The organism is Bordetella bronchialis, assembly GCF_001676705.1.
GTDB lineage: Bacteria > Pseudomonadota > Gammaproteobacteria > Burkholderiales > Burkholderiaceae_B > Bordetella_C > Bordetella_C bronchialis.
Genome location: NZ_CP016170.1, coordinates 2792170 through 2809743 on the forward strand (window position 1 = coordinate 2792170; position 17574 = coordinate 2809743).

General features: G+C 68.5%; 15 protein-coding genes. 6 read left to right on the forward strand and 9 right to left on the reverse strand.

Going from position 1 to position 17574, the window contains the following annotated elements:
• The first annotated feature begins 105 nt into the window (after window positions 1-105).
• From BAU06_RS12375 to BAU06_RS12395, 5 genes are all read left to right on the forward strand, one after another.
• On the forward strand, window positions 106-3030 hold the full coding sequence (locus BAU06_RS12375) for a molybdopterin oxidoreductase family protein (protein ID WP_066349486.1): 2925 nt from the start codon (window positions 106-108) through the stop codon (window positions 3028-3030).
• 10 nt (window positions 3031-3040) lie between these two features.
• Complete coding sequence (locus BAU06_RS12380) at window positions 3041-3784, forward strand: 4Fe-4S dicluster domain-containing protein (protein ID WP_066349491.1); 744 nt, start codon at window positions 3041-3043, stop codon at window positions 3782-3784.
• Between the two features lie 10 nt (window positions 3785-3794).
• Window positions 3795-4736, forward strand: a complete 942-nt coding sequence (locus BAU06_RS12385; protein ID WP_066349493.1) for a dimethyl sulfoxide reductase anchor subunit family protein — start codon at window positions 3795-3797, stop codon at window positions 4734-4736.
• A 175-nt stretch (window positions 4737-4911) separates the two neighbouring features.
• Window positions 4912-5871, forward strand: coding sequence for an NADP-dependent oxidoreductase (locus tag BAU06_RS12390; RefSeq protein WP_066349496.1), 960 nt, complete (start codon window positions 4912-4914; stop codon window positions 5869-5871).
• A gap of 109 nt (window positions 5872-5980) precedes the next feature.
• Complete coding sequence (locus BAU06_RS12395; protein ID WP_066349497.1) at window positions 5981-7537, forward strand: argininosuccinate lyase; 1557 nt, start codon at window positions 5981-5983, stop codon at window positions 7535-7537.
• Window positions 7538-7583: 46 nt separating this feature from the next.
• Here the strand turns inward: BAU06_RS12395 and BAU06_RS12400 are convergent, their stop codons facing one another.
• Window positions 7584-8480 carry a LysR family transcriptional regulator gene (locus tag BAU06_RS12400; protein ID WP_066349504.1) on the reverse strand — a complete coding sequence of 299 codons (897 nt, stop codon included), beginning with the start codon at window positions 8478-8480 and terminating at the stop codon, window positions 7584-7586.
• A gap of 86 nt (window positions 8481-8566) precedes the next feature.
• Between BAU06_RS12400 and BAU06_RS12405 the strand changes: the two genes are divergently transcribed.
• On the forward strand, window positions 8567-9373 hold the full coding sequence (locus BAU06_RS12405) for an NAD(P)H-dependent oxidoreductase (protein WP_156770216.1): 807 nt from the start codon (window positions 8567-8569) through the stop codon (window positions 9371-9373).
• Here the strand turns inward: BAU06_RS12405 and BAU06_RS12410 are convergent.
• The 8 genes from BAU06_RS12410 to BAU06_RS12445 all read right to left on the reverse strand — a co-directional run bounded on the left by BAU06_RS12410 (window position 9370) and on the right by BAU06_RS12445 (window position 17557).
• Window positions 9370-10149 carry an ABC transporter permease gene (locus BAU06_RS12410; RefSeq protein WP_066349508.1) on the reverse strand — a complete coding sequence of 260 codons (780 nt, stop codon included), beginning with the start codon at window positions 10147-10149 and terminating at the stop codon, window positions 9370-9372. The genes BAU06_RS12405 and BAU06_RS12410 overlap by 4 nt on opposite strands.
• Window positions 10149-10916: an ABC transporter ATP-binding protein gene (locus BAU06_RS12415; protein ID WP_066349510.1), complete on the reverse strand. Its 768-nt coding sequence runs from the start codon at window positions 10914-10916 to the stop codon at window positions 10149-10151. The genes BAU06_RS12410 and BAU06_RS12415 overlap by 1 nt, the downstream gene beginning before the upstream one ends.
• A gap of 70 nt (window positions 10917-10986) precedes the next feature.
• Window positions 10987-12327, reverse strand: coding sequence for an acyl-CoA thioesterase/bile acid-CoA:amino acid N-acyltransferase family protein (locus tag BAU06_RS12420; protein ID WP_066349512.1), 1341 nt, complete (start codon window positions 12325-12327; stop codon window positions 10987-10989).
• A complete protein-coding gene (locus BAU06_RS12425) occupies window positions 12324-13397 on the reverse strand; it encodes an ABC transporter substrate-binding protein (protein ID WP_066349513.1) in 1074 nt (357 codons plus the stop codon). The genes BAU06_RS12420 and BAU06_RS12425 overlap by 4 nt, the downstream gene beginning before the upstream one ends.
• Before the next feature lie 101 nt (window positions 13398-13498).
• Window positions 13499-15028 carry a class I adenylate-forming enzyme family protein gene (locus BAU06_RS12430; protein ID WP_066349521.1) on the reverse strand — a complete coding sequence of 510 codons (1530 nt, stop codon included), beginning with the start codon at window positions 15026-15028 and terminating at the stop codon, window positions 13499-13501.
• Window positions 15029-15060: 32 nt separating this feature from the next.
• Window positions 15061-15486: a PaaI family thioesterase gene (locus tag BAU06_RS12435; RefSeq protein WP_066349527.1), complete on the reverse strand. Its 426-nt coding sequence runs from the start codon at window positions 15484-15486 to the stop codon at window positions 15061-15063.
• A gap of 22 nt (window positions 15487-15508) precedes the next feature.
• Window positions 15509-16513 (reverse strand): SDR family NAD(P)-dependent oxidoreductase, encoded by a 1005-nt coding sequence (locus BAU06_RS12440; RefSeq protein WP_197509529.1) that lies wholly within the window; start codon window positions 16511-16513, stop codon window positions 15509-15511.
• A gap of 54 nt (window positions 16514-16567) precedes the next feature.
• On the reverse strand, window positions 16568-17557 hold the full coding sequence (locus BAU06_RS12445; RefSeq protein WP_066349533.1) for an ABC transporter substrate-binding protein: 990 nt from the start codon (window positions 17555-17557) through the stop codon (window positions 16568-16570).
• Window positions 17558-17574 lie beyond the last annotated feature (17 nt).

The following is a 17574-nucleotide window of genomic DNA, read 5'->3' on the forward strand; positions in this document are numbered from 1 at the left end:
AATACGAAATCACAATTTTTCTCCCCATGCGCGCCTCCGTATGATCGGTCCCGCACCGCCGCCAGCCGGCGAGGGGCGTACGCCGGACCGCACACGGGAGTCAGCATGGAACACGGGCATCGCACGCAGCGCGAGAATCTGGAGGTCAAGACCACCACCTGCTACATGTGCGCCTGTCGCTGCGGCATACGGGTCCATCTGCGCGACGGCGAGGTCCGCTACATCGACGGCAACCCCGAACATCCCCTGAACCAGGGGGTGATCTGCGCCAAGGGTTCCTCCGGCATCATGAAGCAGTACTCGCCGGCGCGCCTGACGCGGCCGCTGCGGCGCAAGCCGGGATCCGAACGGGGCACGGCGGAGTTCGAACCCATCTCCTGGGACGAGGCCCTGTCGGTGCTGGAGAAGCGCCTGGCCCACCTGCGCGCCACCGATCCGCGCCAGTTCGCCCTGTTCACGGGACGCGACCAGATGCAGGCCTTGACGGGACTGTTCGCCAAGCAGTTCGGCACGCCCAATTACGCCGCCCACGGCGGATTCTGTTCGGCCAATATGGCGGCCGGCATGATCTACACGATAGGCGGGTCTTTCTGGGAGTTCGGCGGCCCCGACCTGGAGCGCGCCCGCCTGTTCCTGATGATAGGCACGGCCGAGGACCATCATTCCAATCCGCTGAAGATCGCCATATCGAAATTCAAGCGGGCCGGCGGCCGCTTTATCGCGATCAACCCGGTCCGTACCGGCTACGCGGCGGTGGCCGACGAATGGATACCCATCCGGCCGGGCACCGACGGCGCGTTGTTCCTGGCGCTGATCCACGAATTGATCGCCCGGGACGCCTACGACCACGAGTTCGTCTCGCGCTATACCAATGCCGGCGAGCTGATAGACCTGCGCGAGGACAGCGACACTTACGGGCTTTTCGTGCGCGACGCGTCCAGTCCCGAAGTCAACGCGCTGTTCCCGCAGAACCGCATGTGGTGGGACAAGCGCGGCAACCGCCCGGTGGTCAACCACGCGGCCGATGCGGAACCGGCGCTGGACGGCGAGTATGTGCTGGACGACGGCACGCCGGTCACGCCGTCCTTTACGCGGCTGCGCGAACGCGTGCAATCCTGTACGCCGGAATGGGCGGCCGGAATCACCGGCATTCCGGCGGAGACCATACGCCGCCTGGCGGGCGAGCTGATACAGGTCATGCGCGAGCAGCAGGTGACGCTGCCGATCCGCTGGACCGATGCCTGGGGCGTCACGCACGAGTCCGTGCGGGGCGCGCCCATCGCCTTCCATGCCATGCGCGGCCTGGCGGCGCATTCCAACGGGTTCCAGAGCATCCGGGCGCTCTCCATCCTGATGACCTTGCTGGGCACCATCGATACCCCGGGCGGCTTCCGGCACAAGGCGCCGTATCCGCGTGCCGTCCCGCCCTCGGCCAAGCCGCCCAACAAGGCCAGCGACGTGCAGCCGAATACGCCCCTGCCCAGCGGCCCGCTGGGCTGGCCCGCCGCGCCGGAGGACCTGTTCATCGACGAGCAGGGCGGTCCGGTACGCATCGACAAGGCGTTTTCCTGGGAATATCCCCTGGCGGTGCACGGCCTGATGCACAGCGTCATCACCAATGCCTGGCGCGGCGATCCGTACCCCATCGACACGCTGTTGATCTTCATGGCCAACATGGCGTGGAATTCGTCGATGAACACGGTGGAAACGCGGCGCATGCTGACCGATAAGCGCGAGGACGGGGAATACAAGATTCCCTTCCTGGTGGTCTGCGATGCGTTCCAGTCCGAGATGACGGCCTTCGCGGACCTGATCCTGCCCGACACCACCTACCTGGAACGGCATGACGCCATGTCCATGCTGGATCGCCCGATTTCTGAGTTCGACGGGCCGGTGGATTCGGTGCGCATCCCCGTGGTGCCGCCCACCGGCGAATGCCGCCCCTTCCAGGACGTGCTGATCGAGCTGGCCGGCCGGCTCGGTTTCCCGGCGTTCACGCGGCCGGACGGCGGACGCAAGTTCAGCGGCTACCAGGACTTCATCGTCAATTTCCAGACCGCGCCGGATTCCGGCGTGGGCTTCTTGATCGGCTGGCGCGGCAAGGATGGCGACAAGGCGCTGGTGGGCGAGCCCAACCCGCGCCAGTGGGAGCAGTATGCCCAGAACAACTGCCACTACCACTATGTGCTGCCGGAAGACATGCAGTACATGCGCAACTGCAACGGCCCCTACCTGAAGTGGTCGGTGGAAACCGGCATGCGCAAGTTCGGCACGCCCATCGTCATCCAGCTGTATTCCGAGGTCATGCAGAAATTCCGCCTGGCCGCCCAGGGCAGGACGGCAGGGCGGCAGCCGCCTGACCATCTGCGCGCGCGGGTCGAGCGCTATTTCGATCCCGTGCCGTTCTGGTACGAACCCATCGAGCGCGGCGTGACCGACACCCAGGCCTTCCCGCTGGCTGCCGTGACGCAGCGGCCCATGGCCATGTACCACTCCTGGGACTCGCAGAATGCCTGGCTGCGGCAGATCCATGGCGAAAACTACCTGATGGTGAATCCGCGTACCGCCGGGGAGCAGGGCATCGCCGACGGCGGCTGGATCTACGTCGAGTCGCCCTGGGGCAAGGTGCGCTGCATGGCCCGCTACAGCGAGGCCGTGGAACCCGGCACAGTGTGGACCTGGAACGCCATCGGCAAGGCCGCCGGCGCCTGGAACCTGGGGCCGGACGCGAACGAGTCGCGCCGCGGTTTCCTGCTGAACCACCTGATCACCGACGAACTGCCGGGCGGCACCGACGGCGTGCCGGGCAGGGTGTCGAATTCGGATCCCATCACGGGACAGGCCGGCTGGTACGACCTGCGCGTGCGCATCTATCCGGCCGAGGCCGATGCCGACTTCACGCTGCCGCAGTTCGCGCCCATGAAACCGCTGCCCGGGTCGCTGAATATCGTGACCCGCCTGGTGCAGACCTATTTCGCCGGCAAGGGCGAATTCCTGGGCCGCCTGCGCCGCGCGGCGTCCAACAAGTAAGGAAAACGACATGACGCAGATGGCACTGGTGATCGATCTGAACGTTTGCGTGGGCTGCCACGCCTGCGTGACCAGCTGCAAGGAATGGAACACCTCCGGCGAAGCCGGCAGCCTGGCGGACGAGCGCGCCTACGATGCCGACCCCAGCGGCAACTTCTTCAACCGCGTGCAGACCTACGAGGCCGGCGAATTCCCGCTGACGGAGACCATCCATTTCCCCAAGTCCTGCCTGCACTGCGAGGATCCTCCTTGCGTGCCGGTCTGCCCGACCGGGGCCAGCTACAAGCGCGAGGCCGACGGCCTGGTACTGGTGGATTACGACAAGTGCATAGGCTGCAATTACTGCGCATGGGCCTGTCCGTACGGTGCGCGCGAACTCGATCCGCAGCGCAAGGAAATGACCAAGTGCACCTTGTGCTCGGACCGGATCCACAACGAAGCGCTGCCCGAGCGTGACCGCAAGCCGGCCTGCGTGCTGGCCTGTCCGACCTCCGCGCGGCTGTTCGGCGATATCCACGACCCGGAATCGGAAGTCTCGCAGGCGATCCGGGATCGCGGCGGCTACCAACTGATGCCGGAGTGGGGCACCCGGCCCGCGAATCACTATCTGCCGCGCCGCAAGACCGAGGCGCAGGGCTGCGGCTCGGCGGCCTGTTCCTGCGGCTCGGCGCAGGCTTCCGCCGCGCCCGCGGATATCGAAGCGCAACTGGACCGTGGCCAGCTGGACCTGGCGGCCGTCGCGTCGTCCCACTGAGGAGGCACACATGCGACCCCCATTCTCGGTCGTTTTCCTGACCACGCTTTGCGGCGCCGCGCAAGGGCTGCTGATCGCCCTGGTGGGCATGGAGATCGGCGCGTCCGCCGGCACGCTGGCGATGCCGCCGCAAGCGTTCTTCGTCGCCGGAGCGGGCGTCTCCGTCGTCCTGGGCGCGCTGGGCCTGCTGGCCTCGTTCTTCCACCTGGGACACCCGGAACGCGCCTGGCGCGCCATTGCCATGTGGCGCACGTCCTGGCTGTCGCGCGAATGCCTGGCCGTGCCGGCCTTCCTGGCGCTGACCTTCCTGTATGGGCTGGCCCACGTGCTGGGGTGGCCCCACACGCTGGCCATCGGCGTCGTGGCCGCCTGCGCGGCCGCGGTGCTGTTCCTGTGCACCGCCATGATCTATGCCTGCCTGCGCTTCCTGCAGGAGTGGGCCAGCCCCTTCACGCTGGTGAACTTCGTGCTGCTGGGCTGTGCCTCCGGCTTCACGCTGGCGACGCTGGTCGCCGCCGCCTGCGATCCGCCGCTGGTCCGGGTGCTGGGCCCGTGCGCCTGCATCCTGATCGCCGCCGGCTGCATGTCGCGCATGGCCTCGCTGGCGCGCAACGCGCGCCTGTACCCCAAATCCACCCTGCAAAGCGCCACGGGCATCCGCGCCGACAAGGTGGTGCAGAAGTCGCAGGGCTTTACGTCCAGCTCCTTCAATATGCGCGAGTTCTTCCACGGCAAGAGCCCGGCGATGCTGGCCACCGTGAAGACCGGCTTCGTGCTGGGCGCCTTCGTCGTGCCCTTCATCCTGGTGATGTTCGGGTCCTCGCTGGCGGCCCCCGTCGCCATCCTGGCCGCGGCCTTCGTCATCCAGTATCTGGGGCTGCTGGCCGAGCGCTGGTTTTTCTTCGCGGAGGCCCGGCACCCGCAGAATCTCTATTACCAGCGGGCCGCCTGAGTCCTGCATCCGGCGGCGTGCCGGCGCCTGCATCCGGCGGGCGGTACGCGGCCGGCATCGTCCGCCGGCGCTCGGCGCTTCGGCAGGCCGCATGCCCCCGCGCGGGCATGCCTGTCCTTGCTCCACAGGGTGTATAACGGGTCGTTGTGCGGACTCGTTCAGCCAGGAGGGCCATATGAGCCGGATGCAAGCCTATCGTATCCACCGCTTCGGCGGTCCCGAGGTGTTGCAGGAAGAATGGGTGGACGTGCCCGAGCCGGCACCCGACGAAGGGCTGATACGCGTGCTGGCCGCCAGCCTGAACCCCGTGGACTTCAAGACGCGCGAGGGCAAATACCCCCTGGTCCGCGCGGACCGCCTGCCTTACACGCTGGGCCGCGACTGCGCCGGCGTGCTGGAGGAAACCCGGCAGCGGCTGCCCGGTATCGAGCCCGGCGATGCCGTGTACGCCTTCGTGGGACAGGGGCAGGGCGCCTACGCGCAGTACGCCGCGGTGCCGCTGGCGGGCATCGCGCGCAAGCCGCTATCGCTGGATTTCGCCACGGCCTCGGCAGTGCCCCTGGCGGGCCTGACCGCGTGGCAAGGCATCTTCGATCATGGCGCGCTGAAGGCGGGCCAGCGCCTGCTCATCCATGGCGCGGCGGGCGGCGTGGGCCATCTGGCGCTGCAATTCGCCAAGGCCAAGGGCGCGGAGGTCATCGTCACGGCATCGGCCGATGCCGCCGCCTTCCTCCGCGGCCTGGGCGCGGATCACGTGATCGACTACCGGTCGCAGGACTTCGTCCAGGCGGTGCGCGACGTCGACGTGGTGTTCGACCTGATCGGCGGCGAAACGCAGGAGCACTCCTGGGACGTGCTGAAGGAAGGCGGCGTGCTGGTCTCGACACTGAACGAGCCGTCGCAGGAAATGGCCAGGCGGAAAAACGCGCGCGCGGCGCGCTACACCGCCAGGCCGGACGGGCAGCAACTGGCCCGCATCGCCGACCTGATCGACCGGGGCAGGGTACGTGTCCATATCAGCCGGGTGCTGGCCTTCGCCGAAATGGAACGCGCGCAGCGGCTGCTGAGCGAGGGGCATATCCGCGGCAAGCTGGTGGTATCGCTGGCGCCGCCGGTGGATGGCGCCGCGTCATAGCGCGCGCGTCCTTGTTGTTCTCGATCGGCCCGGGCGACAACGGTATCATCCTGCTTTTCCGGGCCTGGCGCGCCGCGCGGCCCGATGGATGCACAGCAAGGATACCGTCATGACCCATCCCGTTCGCCCCGTCCGGCCCACGCGCCGCGCCTCACGCCGTCTTGCCGCCGCCGGATTGCTGGCGCTGGCCCTGCCGGGCGTGCAGGCCGAGGCCGCCAGTGGCGGCGCCAGCGGCCTGCACGACAATTTCTTCTGGCTGGGCCAGTTCAACAAGGCTTCCATCGTGATGACGACGGAACAGGGCATATTGCCGGCCGATATCGCGCAGAAGACGGCGCGCGCCGTGGCCCAGGTCATCGCGGAGGGCGACAAGCCCGGCGGCAAGCGGCCCGGCGACTACCTGCAGCTGGAGCCCATGATCGTCAAGATCGCCGGGCCGGACGCCACCCGCATGCATTCGGGGCGCAGCCGCCAGGACATCCTGGCCACCACGCGGCGCGTCATGCTGCGCGACCGCATGCTCGATCTTTACGAGGCGCTGAACCAGGCGCACGCGTCCGTCAACGCGCTGGCCGAGAAGTACGCCGACGCCATCGTCCCCGCCTATACCAATGGGGTGCAGGCGCAGCCGACCACCTACGGCCATTACCTGCTGGCGTTCTCCAGCGTGCTGGACCGCGATGCCGCGCGGCTCAGGGAAGCCTATGCCCGCGTCAACCTCAGCCCGATGGGCGCCGCGGCACTGGGGACGTCCAGCTTCCCCATCGACCGCAAGCGCCTGGCGGACCTGCTGGGCTTCGACGGCGTCGTGGACAATTCCTACGATGCGGCGCAGTTTTCGCAAATCGATGTCGGCGCCGAGGCCGCCAGCGTGGCCAGCACCATGGCGCTCAGCGTGGGGGCTTTCGTCCAGGACATCCACACCCAGTACCACCAGCCCAAGCCCTGGCTGATGCTGACCGAAGGCAAGCTGACCGGCACCAGCAGCATCATGCCGCAGAAGCGCAACCCCTACGCCCTGAACGACGTGCGGCTGGCCGCGAGCGAGACGGTGGGCGATGCGATGACGGCGCTGGTCGTGGCGCACAACGTCACCCCCGGCATGCCCGACTACAAGCGCGGCGAGGCCCAGGACGCGGTGGACGCCGCCACCGACATGTACCTGAAGCTGGACGACATGCTGGGCGGCCTGGTGCTGAACCGCGAACGCGCGCTGGCCGAAGTGGACGCCGATTATTCGACCACCACCGAACTGGCCGACGTGCTGCAGCGCGAGGCCAACGTGCCGTTCCGCATCGGCCATCACTTCGCCTCGGAGCTGGTCACCTACGGCAGGCAGAACAACCTGAAGCCGGCGGACTTTCCCTATGCGGAGGCGCAGCGCATCTATGCGGCGTCCGCCAAGGCCAACGGCGTGGACAACGCCAAGCTGCCGCTGGACGAAGGGCGCTTCCGCCAGGTGCTCACGGCACAGAACATGATCGCCTCCAGCAAGGGGCAGGGCGGGCCGCAGCCGGCCGAAGTGGCGCGCATGCTCAGCGAAGCCAAGCAGCGCCTGTCCGCCGACGTGGCCTGGGTGCAGGCGGCGCGCGATCGCCTGACCGCCGCGCAGGACAACCTGGACCGCGCCTTCGACAACGTGGCGAACCCCATACCGAAGAAGTAAGGCCGGGCCGCCCGGGTATCGGCCGGCGCGATACGCCGGCCCGCGCTCACACGGCCTTGGCGATCAGGTCGCGCAGCCAGGCATGGGCGGGATCGCGATGCACCCGTTCGTGCCACAGCATCGCCATCTCGAAGCCCGGTATGTCGACGGGCGGTTCGACGACCCGCAGGGCCGCATGGCCGCGCACCAGGCGCTCGGGCACCATCGCGACAAGATCGGTGGTGGCCAGCACCGATTCAAGGAACAGGAAATGCGGTACCGACAGCGCGACATGCCGCGTCACGCCCACGCGCGCCAGCGCCGCATCCGTCACACCGTGAAAGCCGCCGCCGTCGGGCGATACGATGGCATGGTCCAGCTTGCAGAACCGCGCCAGCGTCGGCCGGCGCTTCAGGGCGGGATGCCCATGGCGCCCCGCCAGGACATAGCGTTCGACGAACAGCGGGCGGCGGCGCAGCCCGGGTGGGGCTTCCGTGCCGATATGGAAGGCCAGGTCCAGCAGGCCCTGGTCCAGCTGGCGCGCGAGCGCGGGCGGATTCAGTTCCAGCACGGCCAGCCGGGTACGCGGCGCCGCCGCGCGAAGCCGGCGCATGGCGGGGAGCAGGATCGTCGACTCGCCGTAGTCCGAGGCCGCCACGCGCCAGGTTTGCGTGGCCTGCGCGGGATCGAAGGGGCGGGATGGGGCAACCGCCCGGCCCAGGGCCTGCAAAGCCTGGTGGAGCGGTTCGCGTAATTCCTCGGCCCTGGCCGTGGGCCGCATGCCGCGCGGCCCGGGCAGCAGCAGCGGATCGCCGAAAGCCTCGCGCAGGCGGGCGAGCTGCACGCTCACCGCCGGTTGTGACAGATGCAGGCGTTCAGCCGCGCGGGTGACGTTGTGCTCGGCCAGCAGGGCGTCCAGCGTCAGCAGCAGGTTCAGGTCCAGCCGCCGCAAGGAATTGTCCATGGCAATACCTGGAATTCTGGGAATTCATTTCTACTATATCGCAGGCCGGCCTATCGTGTGCCCATCGCGTCATGGAGCACCGTATCGTGAAAGTCCTTATCGTTTACGCCCACCCCGAACCGCGTTCCTTGAACGGCGCGCTGAAGGAATTCGCCGTGGAACATCTGCGCAGCGCCGGCCACGAGGTCGAGGTGTCGGATCTTTATGCCATGCAATGGAAGGCCGCCCTGGATAGTGCCGACAACACCGCCAGGGCGGCCGGCACGCGCTTCGATCCCTCGCTGGATTCCAGGCTGGCCTACGAGAACGGCACCCAGGCGCCGGATATCGCGCGCGAGCAGGACAAGCTGCGCTGGGCGGATGCGCTGATCCTGCAGTTTCCGCTGTGGTGGTTCTCCATGCCGGCCATCCTGAAGGGCTGGGTGGAGCGCGTGTATGCCTGCGGATTCGCCTACGGCGTGGGCGAGCACTCCGACACGCATTGGGGCGACCGCTATGGCGAGGGCATGCTGGCCGGTAAACGGGCCATGCTGGTCGTGACGGCCGGGGGCTGGGAGTCGCACTACGCGCCGCGCGGCATCAACGGTCCCATCGACGACATCCTGTTTCCCATCCACCACGGGATCCTGTACTACCCGGGCTTCGACGTGCTGCCGCCCTATGTGATCTACCGCACCGGCCGCATGGACAGTGAACGCTATGCCCGGATCCGGCTGGGACTGGGGCAAAGGCTGGACGCCCTGTGGACCACGCCTCCCATCCCGTTCCGGCGGCAGAACCACGGCGACTACCTGATCCCCGAACTGACGCTGCGGCCCGGCCTGGCGCCGGGCGGGGCCGGCTTCGGCATCCACGTGGATGCCCAGGCAGGGGCCAGCGTCGACAGGCCCTAGGCGTCGCGGTCGCCGCGCGATTCCCAGAACACCACGCGGCGATGCACCTGCCGCATCAGCATGGACCCGGCCAGGCCGATCACCGCCAGCAGCAGCACGCCGGCGAACATGGTGGACAGGCTCATGCTGACCGAGGCCGAGGCGATCAGATAGCCCAGGCCCTCTTGCGCGGACAGGAATTCGCCCACCACCGCGCCGATCAGCGCCATCGCCACGCCGATCTGCAGGCCGGAAAAAATATCGCCGGCCGCGGCGGGCAGTTTGACGTGCAGCAACAGGTAGGCCCGCGAGGCCGAGAACGCCCGGCAGGCATCCAGCAGCTCGCTGTCCGTGCGCTTGATGCCGTTGATCGTGTTGACGAACAGCGGAAAGAAACACACCAGCGCGACCAGCACCACCTTGGACGACATGCCGAAGCCGAACCACACCAGGATGATGGGCCCCAGGGCGACCTTGGGCATGGCTTGCAGGCCGACCAGCAGCGGGTACAGGAAGCGTTCGAAAGTGCGCGATTCGGCCAGCAGGGCGCCCAGCAGTACCGCCAGGCCGCAGCCGATGGCGTAGCCGGCCAGCGATTCCGCCAGCGTGGCCCAGATGTGCGGCCATAGCGTGCCGCTGGCGAAGCCGTCGTACAGCGCGCGGAACACCGCCGCGGGCGGCGGCAGCAGGTAGTCCGGGATGGCGAAGGCCTGGATGGCCCAATGCCAGGCGGCGATCAGCACCGCAAGGCTGATCAGGGGATAGAGAAAGGATGTGATGTCCAGGCGTTTCAACATTACGCCGTCTCCGCATGGGTGAAATGCCGGCGCAGGTGCTGGCATGCGGCATTGAAGGCCGCGTCGCCCAGCGTGTCCAGGGTGCGCGGGCGCGGCAGGTCGGGACGGTAGTCCTCGATGATGCGGCCGGGGCGGGGCGACATGACCAGCACCCGGTCGGCCAGGAACACTGCTTCCGGAATGCTGTGCGTGATGAACAGCACGGACTTGCGCTGGGTGCTCCAGATGCGTTGCAGCTCCAGCGTCAGCGCCTCGCGTGTCAGGGCGTCCAGGGCGGCGAAGGGCTCGTCCATCAGCAGCAGGTCGGGATCGGGAAGCAGCATGCGGGCAATGCCCACGCGCTGCTGCATGCCGCCGGAGAGTTCGCCGGGATAGTTGCCCGCGAAGCCGCCCAGCGACACCAGCTCCAGCAGGGACAGTGCGCGTTCGCGCGCCGGCCGGGCCGGCAGGTTCATGGTGCGGGCAGGCAGCAGGACGTTGTCCAGCACCGTCTTCCACGGCAGGAGGTTGGGTTTCTGGAACACCACGCCGGCGCGGCGGCTGGGACGCACGACGGTCTCGCCGCCCAGGCGTACCTCGCCTTGGGTCGGATGCAACAGGCCGGCGGCCAGTTTCAGCAGCGTGGACTTGCCGCAACCGGAAGGGCCCAGCACCGCGACGAATTCACCGGGCGCGATGTCCAGGTCGATATCGGCCAGCGCCTGGATGCGGCCGCGCCGCGTGGGGTAGGTCAGGCCGACGCCCTTGAAGCTCAGGGCGGCGCTCATGCCTGTGCCCCGCGGCGCGGTGCGGGCGGGCGATGGCGCGTGCCGCGGGCCGGCTGGCTGGACCGGCCGGTCATGCGGCACCCCCATGCGCGGCTACCGCCGCGGCCAGGAAGCGCTGGACGGCGTCCCAGGACTGCCGGTTGGCCCGCGCATTGGCTTCGGGCGTGCCGCCGCCGGTCAGCACCACGCCCGCCACCGGGTGGGGCTTGGCGATCAGCGTGGTGGGCACGTTGGGCAGGCCGATGGCATGGCCCGCGCCATGGCCGCACACGTGCTCCACGGGCCAGCGGTGTCCGTGCCGCGACAGCGTGGCCGCGATCTGTTCGCTGAACAGGGTGGATGGCCAGAAACCGTCGTCGGTACCGGAGACCAGCATGACGGGCCCGCGGATGTCTTCCACCGCGATGCGGGCCGCGGCCACGGATGCCGGGTCGCGCAGCGGCGTATGGAAGGCCGGCGCCTGGCGCACCGGCTGGCCGTCGTCGCGGGTCTGGTTGAAGGCCGCCCAGTCCGCCTGGGGATTGTCCTGCCAGACATTGCGCAGGGGTGCGCCTTGCCAGGTCCAGGTGGGCGAGTCGGGCGCCTCGCCCGGCGCGCCGGCGCGCAAGGTGCCATGGACGACCGCGCTGGGCACGTAGGCGATGGCCGCGTTGACCAGCTCGGGAAAGCGCGAGGCCAGCAGCAGCGTGAGTTCGCCGCCGCGCGACTGGCCGGTTACCGCGACGAAGCCGCGCGCCGGATCCAGCCTGGCGCGCGTCCAATGCAGCGCGCGCTGGAAGTATTCCAGCGGCGTGCGCGAGATATGCGCCGGCAGGCCCGGCGCCTTGAAGTAGCCCAGCGCGAAGGCGGTGTAGCCATGGGCCGCGTACAGCGCGGCACGCTGGCGCGGAATGCCGCCGCCCGAGCCGTTCAGTACCATGATGACGGGACGCGGGCCGCCGCCGGCGGGACGGAAGACCGTGCCCACCAGACCGTCCTCGTCGACTTCCTGGCGCGTCACGCCGTCCACGATGTAGCGCTGCACCAGCGTGGCATGGGCGCTGGCCCGCCCGTCGGCGCTCTCGGCGTCGATGGCGATGGCCAGGGTGTCGGTTTCGTCGGTGCGCTCGGGGTCGGTGGGCGCCTGCGTGCGCTTCATGGCCCACACCAGGGCCATGGCATCGGCGCTTTCCCAATCGCCGGCGTCCGGGGCCTGGCGGTCCAGGTCTATGGTGCCGTCGGGCCCGGCGCTGTAGGTGGCCTGGCTTTGCCAGATGCTGCCGTCCGGGTGCCGCAGCTCGGCGCGCACGCGCACCGGCCCGGCGGGAAAGCCGCCAAGGACAATGCGGCGTGCCACGTCCAGCGCGGCGTCGGCGGGCTCCACCCGCAGCGTGGCGCGCGCCGCGCCCGGTTCTTGCGGAAGACTGCTCATTGCGCCGCCTTTGCCTGCGCGCGTACCGCGTTGGCGTCGAAATCGTTGATCTGCTTGATGAACTCGTTGGAGAAGATCTTGTCCACCGGCACGTCGGCCGAGGGGTACTCGCCCGCGGCGGCCATGGCCTGGATGCCGGCCTGGATCGCTTTCAAGTCGTAGTAGCCGGGCACGCGCGGCTGGCCCGACGGCGTGTACAGCACGCGCTGCAGGCGGCGGCTGAGCAGCGTGGCCTGGTCCTTCAGCGCCTGGGCCTCGTCGCCCGCCGGCTTGGATTGCGGGTTGGCGCGCCAGAAGGCCTTGACGCAGAACTCCGGGTTGGCCGAGCACGCCACCTGGGCCTTGGTGTAGGCGCGGGCGAAGCGCACCATCAGGTCGGGATGGTCGCGGAAGGTATCGACATGCGCGATGAAGCCGTTGCCGGCCGTTTCGGCGAACACGGCGGGATAGGCGATGCGGCGGATGGGCGTGCCGGACATCTCCAGCATGTCGTTCCAGCTGCTGTTGAAGTTCAGCGCTTCCACCTTGCCGGTCTTCAATGCCTGGAAGCCGGCGGCCAGCGCGCCCACCGCCACGTAGTCGACGTCCTTGCCCGGCGTCAGGCCGGCCGTGCGCAGCGCGGCGCGGCCGCCGGGGATGGTGCCCCAGGTGAGCGCGCCCACGCCGATCTCCTTGCCCTTGAAGTCGGCCAGCGTCTTGACGGGGGAATTCGCCAGCACCGCGAACTCCATGGTGTTGCCGGGCACGCCGTTGTAGAAGTAGCGCAGGGGCAGGACGTCCTTGCCGGTGAAATAGCTGGAGATCACCGGCTCGGAGGTCGGATAGCCGAAGGTCACCCGCTTATTGGCCACCTGCGGCAGCAGGGCGCCCGCACCCTGGAACACGATGGTCTTGACCGACAGGTTCTCCTGCTTGAAGTACCCCAGTTCGTCGGCCGCGGCGTAGGGCGCGCCGTCGTGCACGGCCGGCGGGATGGCCAGGGCGACGGTGACTTCATCCAGGGCGAAGGCCGGCGTGGCGGCCAGCGCGGCCACCAGGCCGCCCAGCGCGCATACAGTGGAAAGACGCATGGAAAGTCCTTGCAAAACGGGTGGAAGGTCAGGGGCGCGGCCGGAGCGCCGCGATGGCGCCGGGCCGCGCGCCCGTTCATCGTATAAACCGCCGGCCGCGTTCAAGCCTTGCCCACGCGCGCGGCGGCGTCGCGCAGCAGCTGGCCGCGGTCGATCTTGTTGGTCGATGCCAGCGGCAGGTGGTCGACGAACCAGACGTGGCGGGGATGCTGGTAGGCCGGCGCATGTTCCAGGGCATAGCGCTTGATCTCGTCGGCATCGGCGGTATGGCCGGCGCGCAGGATGATGTAGGCCACCGGTTTCTGGCCCTTGATGTCGTCCTCGACGGGGACCACGGCGGCCTGCTGCACGGCGGGATGCTGCTCCAGCATCTTTTCGACTTCGCCGGGGTAGATGTTCTCGCCGCCGCTGACGAACATGTCGTCGCGGCGGCCGACGAAGTAATAGAAGCCGTCGGCATCGCGGCGGAACACGTCGCCCGTGGAGTAGTGGCCATCCGGCGTGAAGGGGTTGGCCAGGTCGGGGCGCTGGTGATAGCCCAGCATCAGGCCGGGGCTTTTCATTTCCAGGATGCCCTGGTCCGGTCCGTCGCCCGGCCCGGGCGCGAGCCGCAGCGAGACTTCGGGGTGCGCATGGCCCACCGAGGTCGTCGGCGTGGGCAGCCCTTGCGGATGCGGGCCGAACACCACCGGCCCGCCTTCGGTGGTGCCGAAGGCATTGATCACGCGGGCGTTGGGCAGCATGGCATGGATTTGCGCCAGCAGGCTGGCGCTGACGGGCGCCGATCCCATGCGTATGACCTTGACCGAGGACAAGTCCGTGCGGGCCAGCAGGTCGCGCTCGCGCAGCATCATGGCGATCATCGGCGGCACCGCCGTCAGCCAGGTGCAGCGATAGCGCTCGATGCAGCGGATATAGGCCTGGGCGGTGAACTGCGGCAGCAGCACGGTGGTGGCGTGGCTGCCCACCGACAGGAAAGCCAGGGCCAGCGCATTCATGTGGTAAAGCGGCGCGGCGATGAGCGCGCGCTCGTCGTCCAGCGGCGTGGCCTTGCGGCGGGCCTGCACCGTCCACAGATGGCTGGCGTGCGACAGGCGCACGCCCTTGGGCCGGCCGGTGGATCCGGACGTATACAGCATCAGCGCCACATCCCCCGGGCCCGGGCGGTAGGGCGCCACGCGCGCCGCCGGCTCCCTGCCGGCCTGGCCGCCGGCGGGGCGCAGGAAGTCCAGGAATTCCTGGCCGTCCATGCGGATCGCTTCCAGTCCCGCCGGCAGGCCGGCACGGCGCGGTTCGTCGAACAGCACCAGCCTGGCGCCGCTGTCCTGCAGCACGTAGGCGATGGTGGCGGCCGGGAACTTGAAATTCACCGGCACGGCCACCAGTCCGGCCCGCATGATGCCCAGCACCGCGGCGACGTAGCGCACCGAGTTGGCCGACAGCAGCGCGATGCGATCGCCGATGGCGTAGCCGCGCTCGCGCAGCGCCTGGGCCACGCCCTCGGCCAGCGCATCGAGTTCGGCATAGGTGCACGGCGTTTCGTGCAGCTCGGCGTCCACGCCCATCAGGGCGATGCGCGACGGATCGGCCGAGGGATCGATCAGGTCGCCCAGGTTGTAGGGTGTGTGCATCTTGTCAGCCGCGGGAGTATCGCGTGGTGGGGTCAGGCCTGCGCCGGGGGCGTGGAATACACGCCGCGTCCGCTGGCCACCAGCTTGCCGTCCTTGTCGAAGACCTGCGCCTCCGCGACGGACACCTGCGAACCGAACTTGATGACCTTGCCCTTGGCGGTCAGGTCGCCCGGCATGGCGGCGCGGTGATAGTCCACGCGCAGGTCGATGGTGGGCACGCCGCGGCCGGTGCCGGATACCAGCGCCCAGTCGGCGGTCAGGTCGACCAGCGCGGCCAGGATGCCGCCGTGCGTGTAGCCCTTGTCGGCGTTGACGACCCATTCCTCGCGCCACTTGGCCTTGAGCTCGATTTCGCCCGTGCCCACGGACAGGACTTCGATGCCCAGCCACTGGTGATAGGGCCCGCGCAGCAGGCGCGCCTGGATGTCTTCTTTGGTGGGGAGTGCTTTATCGGTCATTGCGCTTATCCGTATCGGTGATTCAAGGGTTGACGATGACTTTGCCCAGCACTTCGCGGTCGCGGATCAGGGCCAGGCCTTCGGCCGCCTGCTCCAGCGGCACGGCGCGGTCGATCAGCGGATCCACCGTGCCCTGGGACACCATGTCCAGCAGCGCCTTCAGGTTGTCGTCGTAGAAGCTGTTGGAGCCTTTGATGTTCAGTTCGAAGCTCCAGACGTAGCGCAGGTCTTCCTTGGGGTCGTGGCCGGCCGTGGCGCCGCACACCAGCAGCGTGCCGCCGCGCTTCAGGCACTTGAGCGACGGCACCCAGGTGTCCCCGCCGGTGAAGTTGATCACCACGTCGACGCCGCCTTCGTAGTTGCGGCGCTGCGGCTTGCCGTACTGGCCGATGGCCCACTTGGAGAAATCGGTCTCGCGGTAGTTGATCAGGTGGTCGGCGCCCAGCTCCTTCAGTGCCTGGAGCTTGGCGTCGCTGCCGGCGCAGGCGATGACCTCGGCGCCCAGCTGCTTGGCCAGGATCACGCACGCCGTGCCCACGCCGCCGCTGGCGCCCAGGACCAGCACCTTGTCGCCGGCCTTGACGGTGTTGTGGGTGATCAGCATGCGGTGCGCGGTGCCGTAGGCCACCGGCAGCGCGGCGGCGTCGTCGAAGCTGACGTTGTCGGGCATGGCGATCAACTGGCCGGCCGACACCAGGCAGTACTCGGCCATGCCGCCGTCGAGCATCTCGCCCATCAGTCCCTTGGCCTTGTTCAGGGGATTGACCAGGACCCGGTCGCCGGGCTTCCAGCCTTCCACGCCTTCGCCGACCTCGGCGATCTCGCCGGCCATGTCCAGGCCGATCACGACCGGCAGCGGTACCTTGATGCCCGGCATGCCTTGCACGGTGAAGACGTCGTGGTAGTTGAACGACGAGGCCCGCACGCGGATGACGACGTGGCCCGGTACGACGGCGGGGACCGGCTTGTCGGTCACGACGCGCAGTTGATCGAGGCCGCCGTGCTGGTCCAGGACCAGGGCTTTCATGGTTTTGCTCATGGATGGTTTCCTTGATGTCGCGGTGATGGCTGGATTGCGTGCTTACTTGATGGATTTCGCCTGCTGCCAGGGGCCGGTGACGAACAGATCGTCCTTCAGGGCGCCCTTGATGACACCGGTCTCGGTAAAGACCTGGTGTTCGCGCTTGAGCGTGTCGATATCCGCCGGTTCGAAGGCGATGCGGTACATGTCGTTCCACAGGCCGGCGTAGACCTTGGCGTCGTTCTCGGGCAGGTTGGCGGATTTCTGCAGGATGGCGATGACTTCGGGCTGGTGCGATTGCGCCCAGGCCAGCGCGTTGCGCATGGCGACGATGACGCGCGCCACCACATCGGGATGCGCCTGCACGTATTCGCTGCGCACGGCGCCGATGCCGATATAGGGCACGGAATCCGACTTGGTCAGCTTGCGCCATTCGTCGGCGAAGCTGCCCAGCCGGGTGACCTTCAGTTCGTTCAGCTGCGCGACGGTGACGGAGCGCAGCGCGGCGGCATCCACCTGCTTCTGCACCAGGAACTGCGCCAGGCGCGATTCATTGCCGCCGACCAGCGAAAAATCGTTGGGCTTGATGCCATGGTTGCCCGCCAGGATGGCGCCCGCGATCACCGCCACGGAACTGCCGGCCGGCGACATGCCGACCTTCTTGCCGCGCAGCTGGTCCAGCGATTTGATCGGCGAGCCTTCCGGCACGACGAACTGCACGTCGGCCGGCTGGGTGGCCGCGAAGACCTTCAGGGGCACGCCTTCCGCGGCGCTGCTGAAGACACCGGCGGCCGGCGCGCCATAGGCCAGGTCGATGGAGTTGGAGGCCAGCGCGCGCAGCGGCGCGTTCACGTCGGGAAAGCGGAAGAACTCCACTTCCAGGTTCTGCTGCTTCAGGAAGGGCGTGGCTTCGAGCACCGCGCCGAAGCCCAGGCTGACGCCGCTGCTCCAGTAGCCGATGCGCACCTTGTCGGCCGCCTGGGCGCCGGCCGGACCCGCCAGCGCGGCAAGGGCGAGCAGCGCGGCGAAGAGGGGTTTTCTCCATAGCATGATGTGGCTCCAGTCAG

Excerpts from the sequence above, each read along its gene's own strand:
- BAU06_RS12375 (WP_066349486.1), top strand. The coding sequence starts at position 106 with ATGGAACACGGGCATCGCACGCAGCGCGAGAATCTGGAGGTCAAGACC.
- BAU06_RS12380 (WP_066349491.1), top strand. The coding sequence starts at position 3,041 with ATGACGCAGATGGCACTGGTGATCGATCTGAACGTTTGCGTGGGCTGC.
- BAU06_RS12385 (WP_066349493.1), top strand. The coding sequence starts at position 3,795 with ATGCGACCCCCATTCTCGGTCGTTTTCCTGACCACGCTTTGCGGCGCC.
- BAU06_RS12390 (WP_066349496.1), top strand. The coding sequence starts at position 4,912 with ATGAGCCGGATGCAAGCCTATCGTATCCACCGCTTCGGCGGTCCCGAG.
- BAU06_RS12395 (WP_066349497.1), top strand. The coding sequence starts at position 5,981 with ATGACCCATCCCGTTCGCCCCGTCCGGCCCACGCGCCGCGCCTCACGC.
- BAU06_RS12400 (WP_066349504.1), bottom strand. The coding sequence starts at position 8,480 with ATGGACAATTCCTTGCGGCGGCTGGACCTGAACCTGCTGCTGACGCTG.
- BAU06_RS12410 (WP_066349508.1), bottom strand. The coding sequence starts at position 10,149 with ATGTTGAAACGCCTGGACATCACATCCTTTCTCTATCCCCTGATCAGC.
- BAU06_RS12415 (WP_066349510.1), bottom strand. The coding sequence starts at position 10,916 with ATGAGCGCCGCCCTGAGCTTCAAGGGCGTCGGCCTGACCTACCCCACG.
- BAU06_RS12420 (WP_066349512.1), bottom strand. The coding sequence starts at position 12,327 with ATGAGCAGTCTTCCGCAAGAACCGGGCGCGGCGCGCGCCACGCTGCGG.
- BAU06_RS12425 (WP_066349513.1), bottom strand. The coding sequence starts at position 13,397 with ATGCGTCTTTCCACTGTATGCGCGCTGGGCGGCCTGGTGGCCGCGCTG.
- BAU06_RS12430 (WP_066349521.1), bottom strand. The coding sequence starts at position 15,028 with ATGCACACACCCTACAACCTGGGCGACCTGATCGATCCCTCGGCCGAT.
- BAU06_RS12435 (WP_066349527.1), bottom strand. The coding sequence starts at position 15,486 with ATGACCGATAAAGCACTCCCCACCAAAGAAGACATCCAGGCGCGCCTG.
- BAU06_RS12440 (WP_197509529.1), bottom strand. The coding sequence starts at position 16,513 with ATGAAAGCCCTGGTCCTGGACCAGCACGGCGGCCTCGATCAACTGCGC.
- BAU06_RS12445 (WP_066349533.1), bottom strand. The coding sequence starts at position 17,557 with ATGCTATGGAGAAAACCCCTCTTCGCCGCGCTGCTCGCCCTTGCCGCG.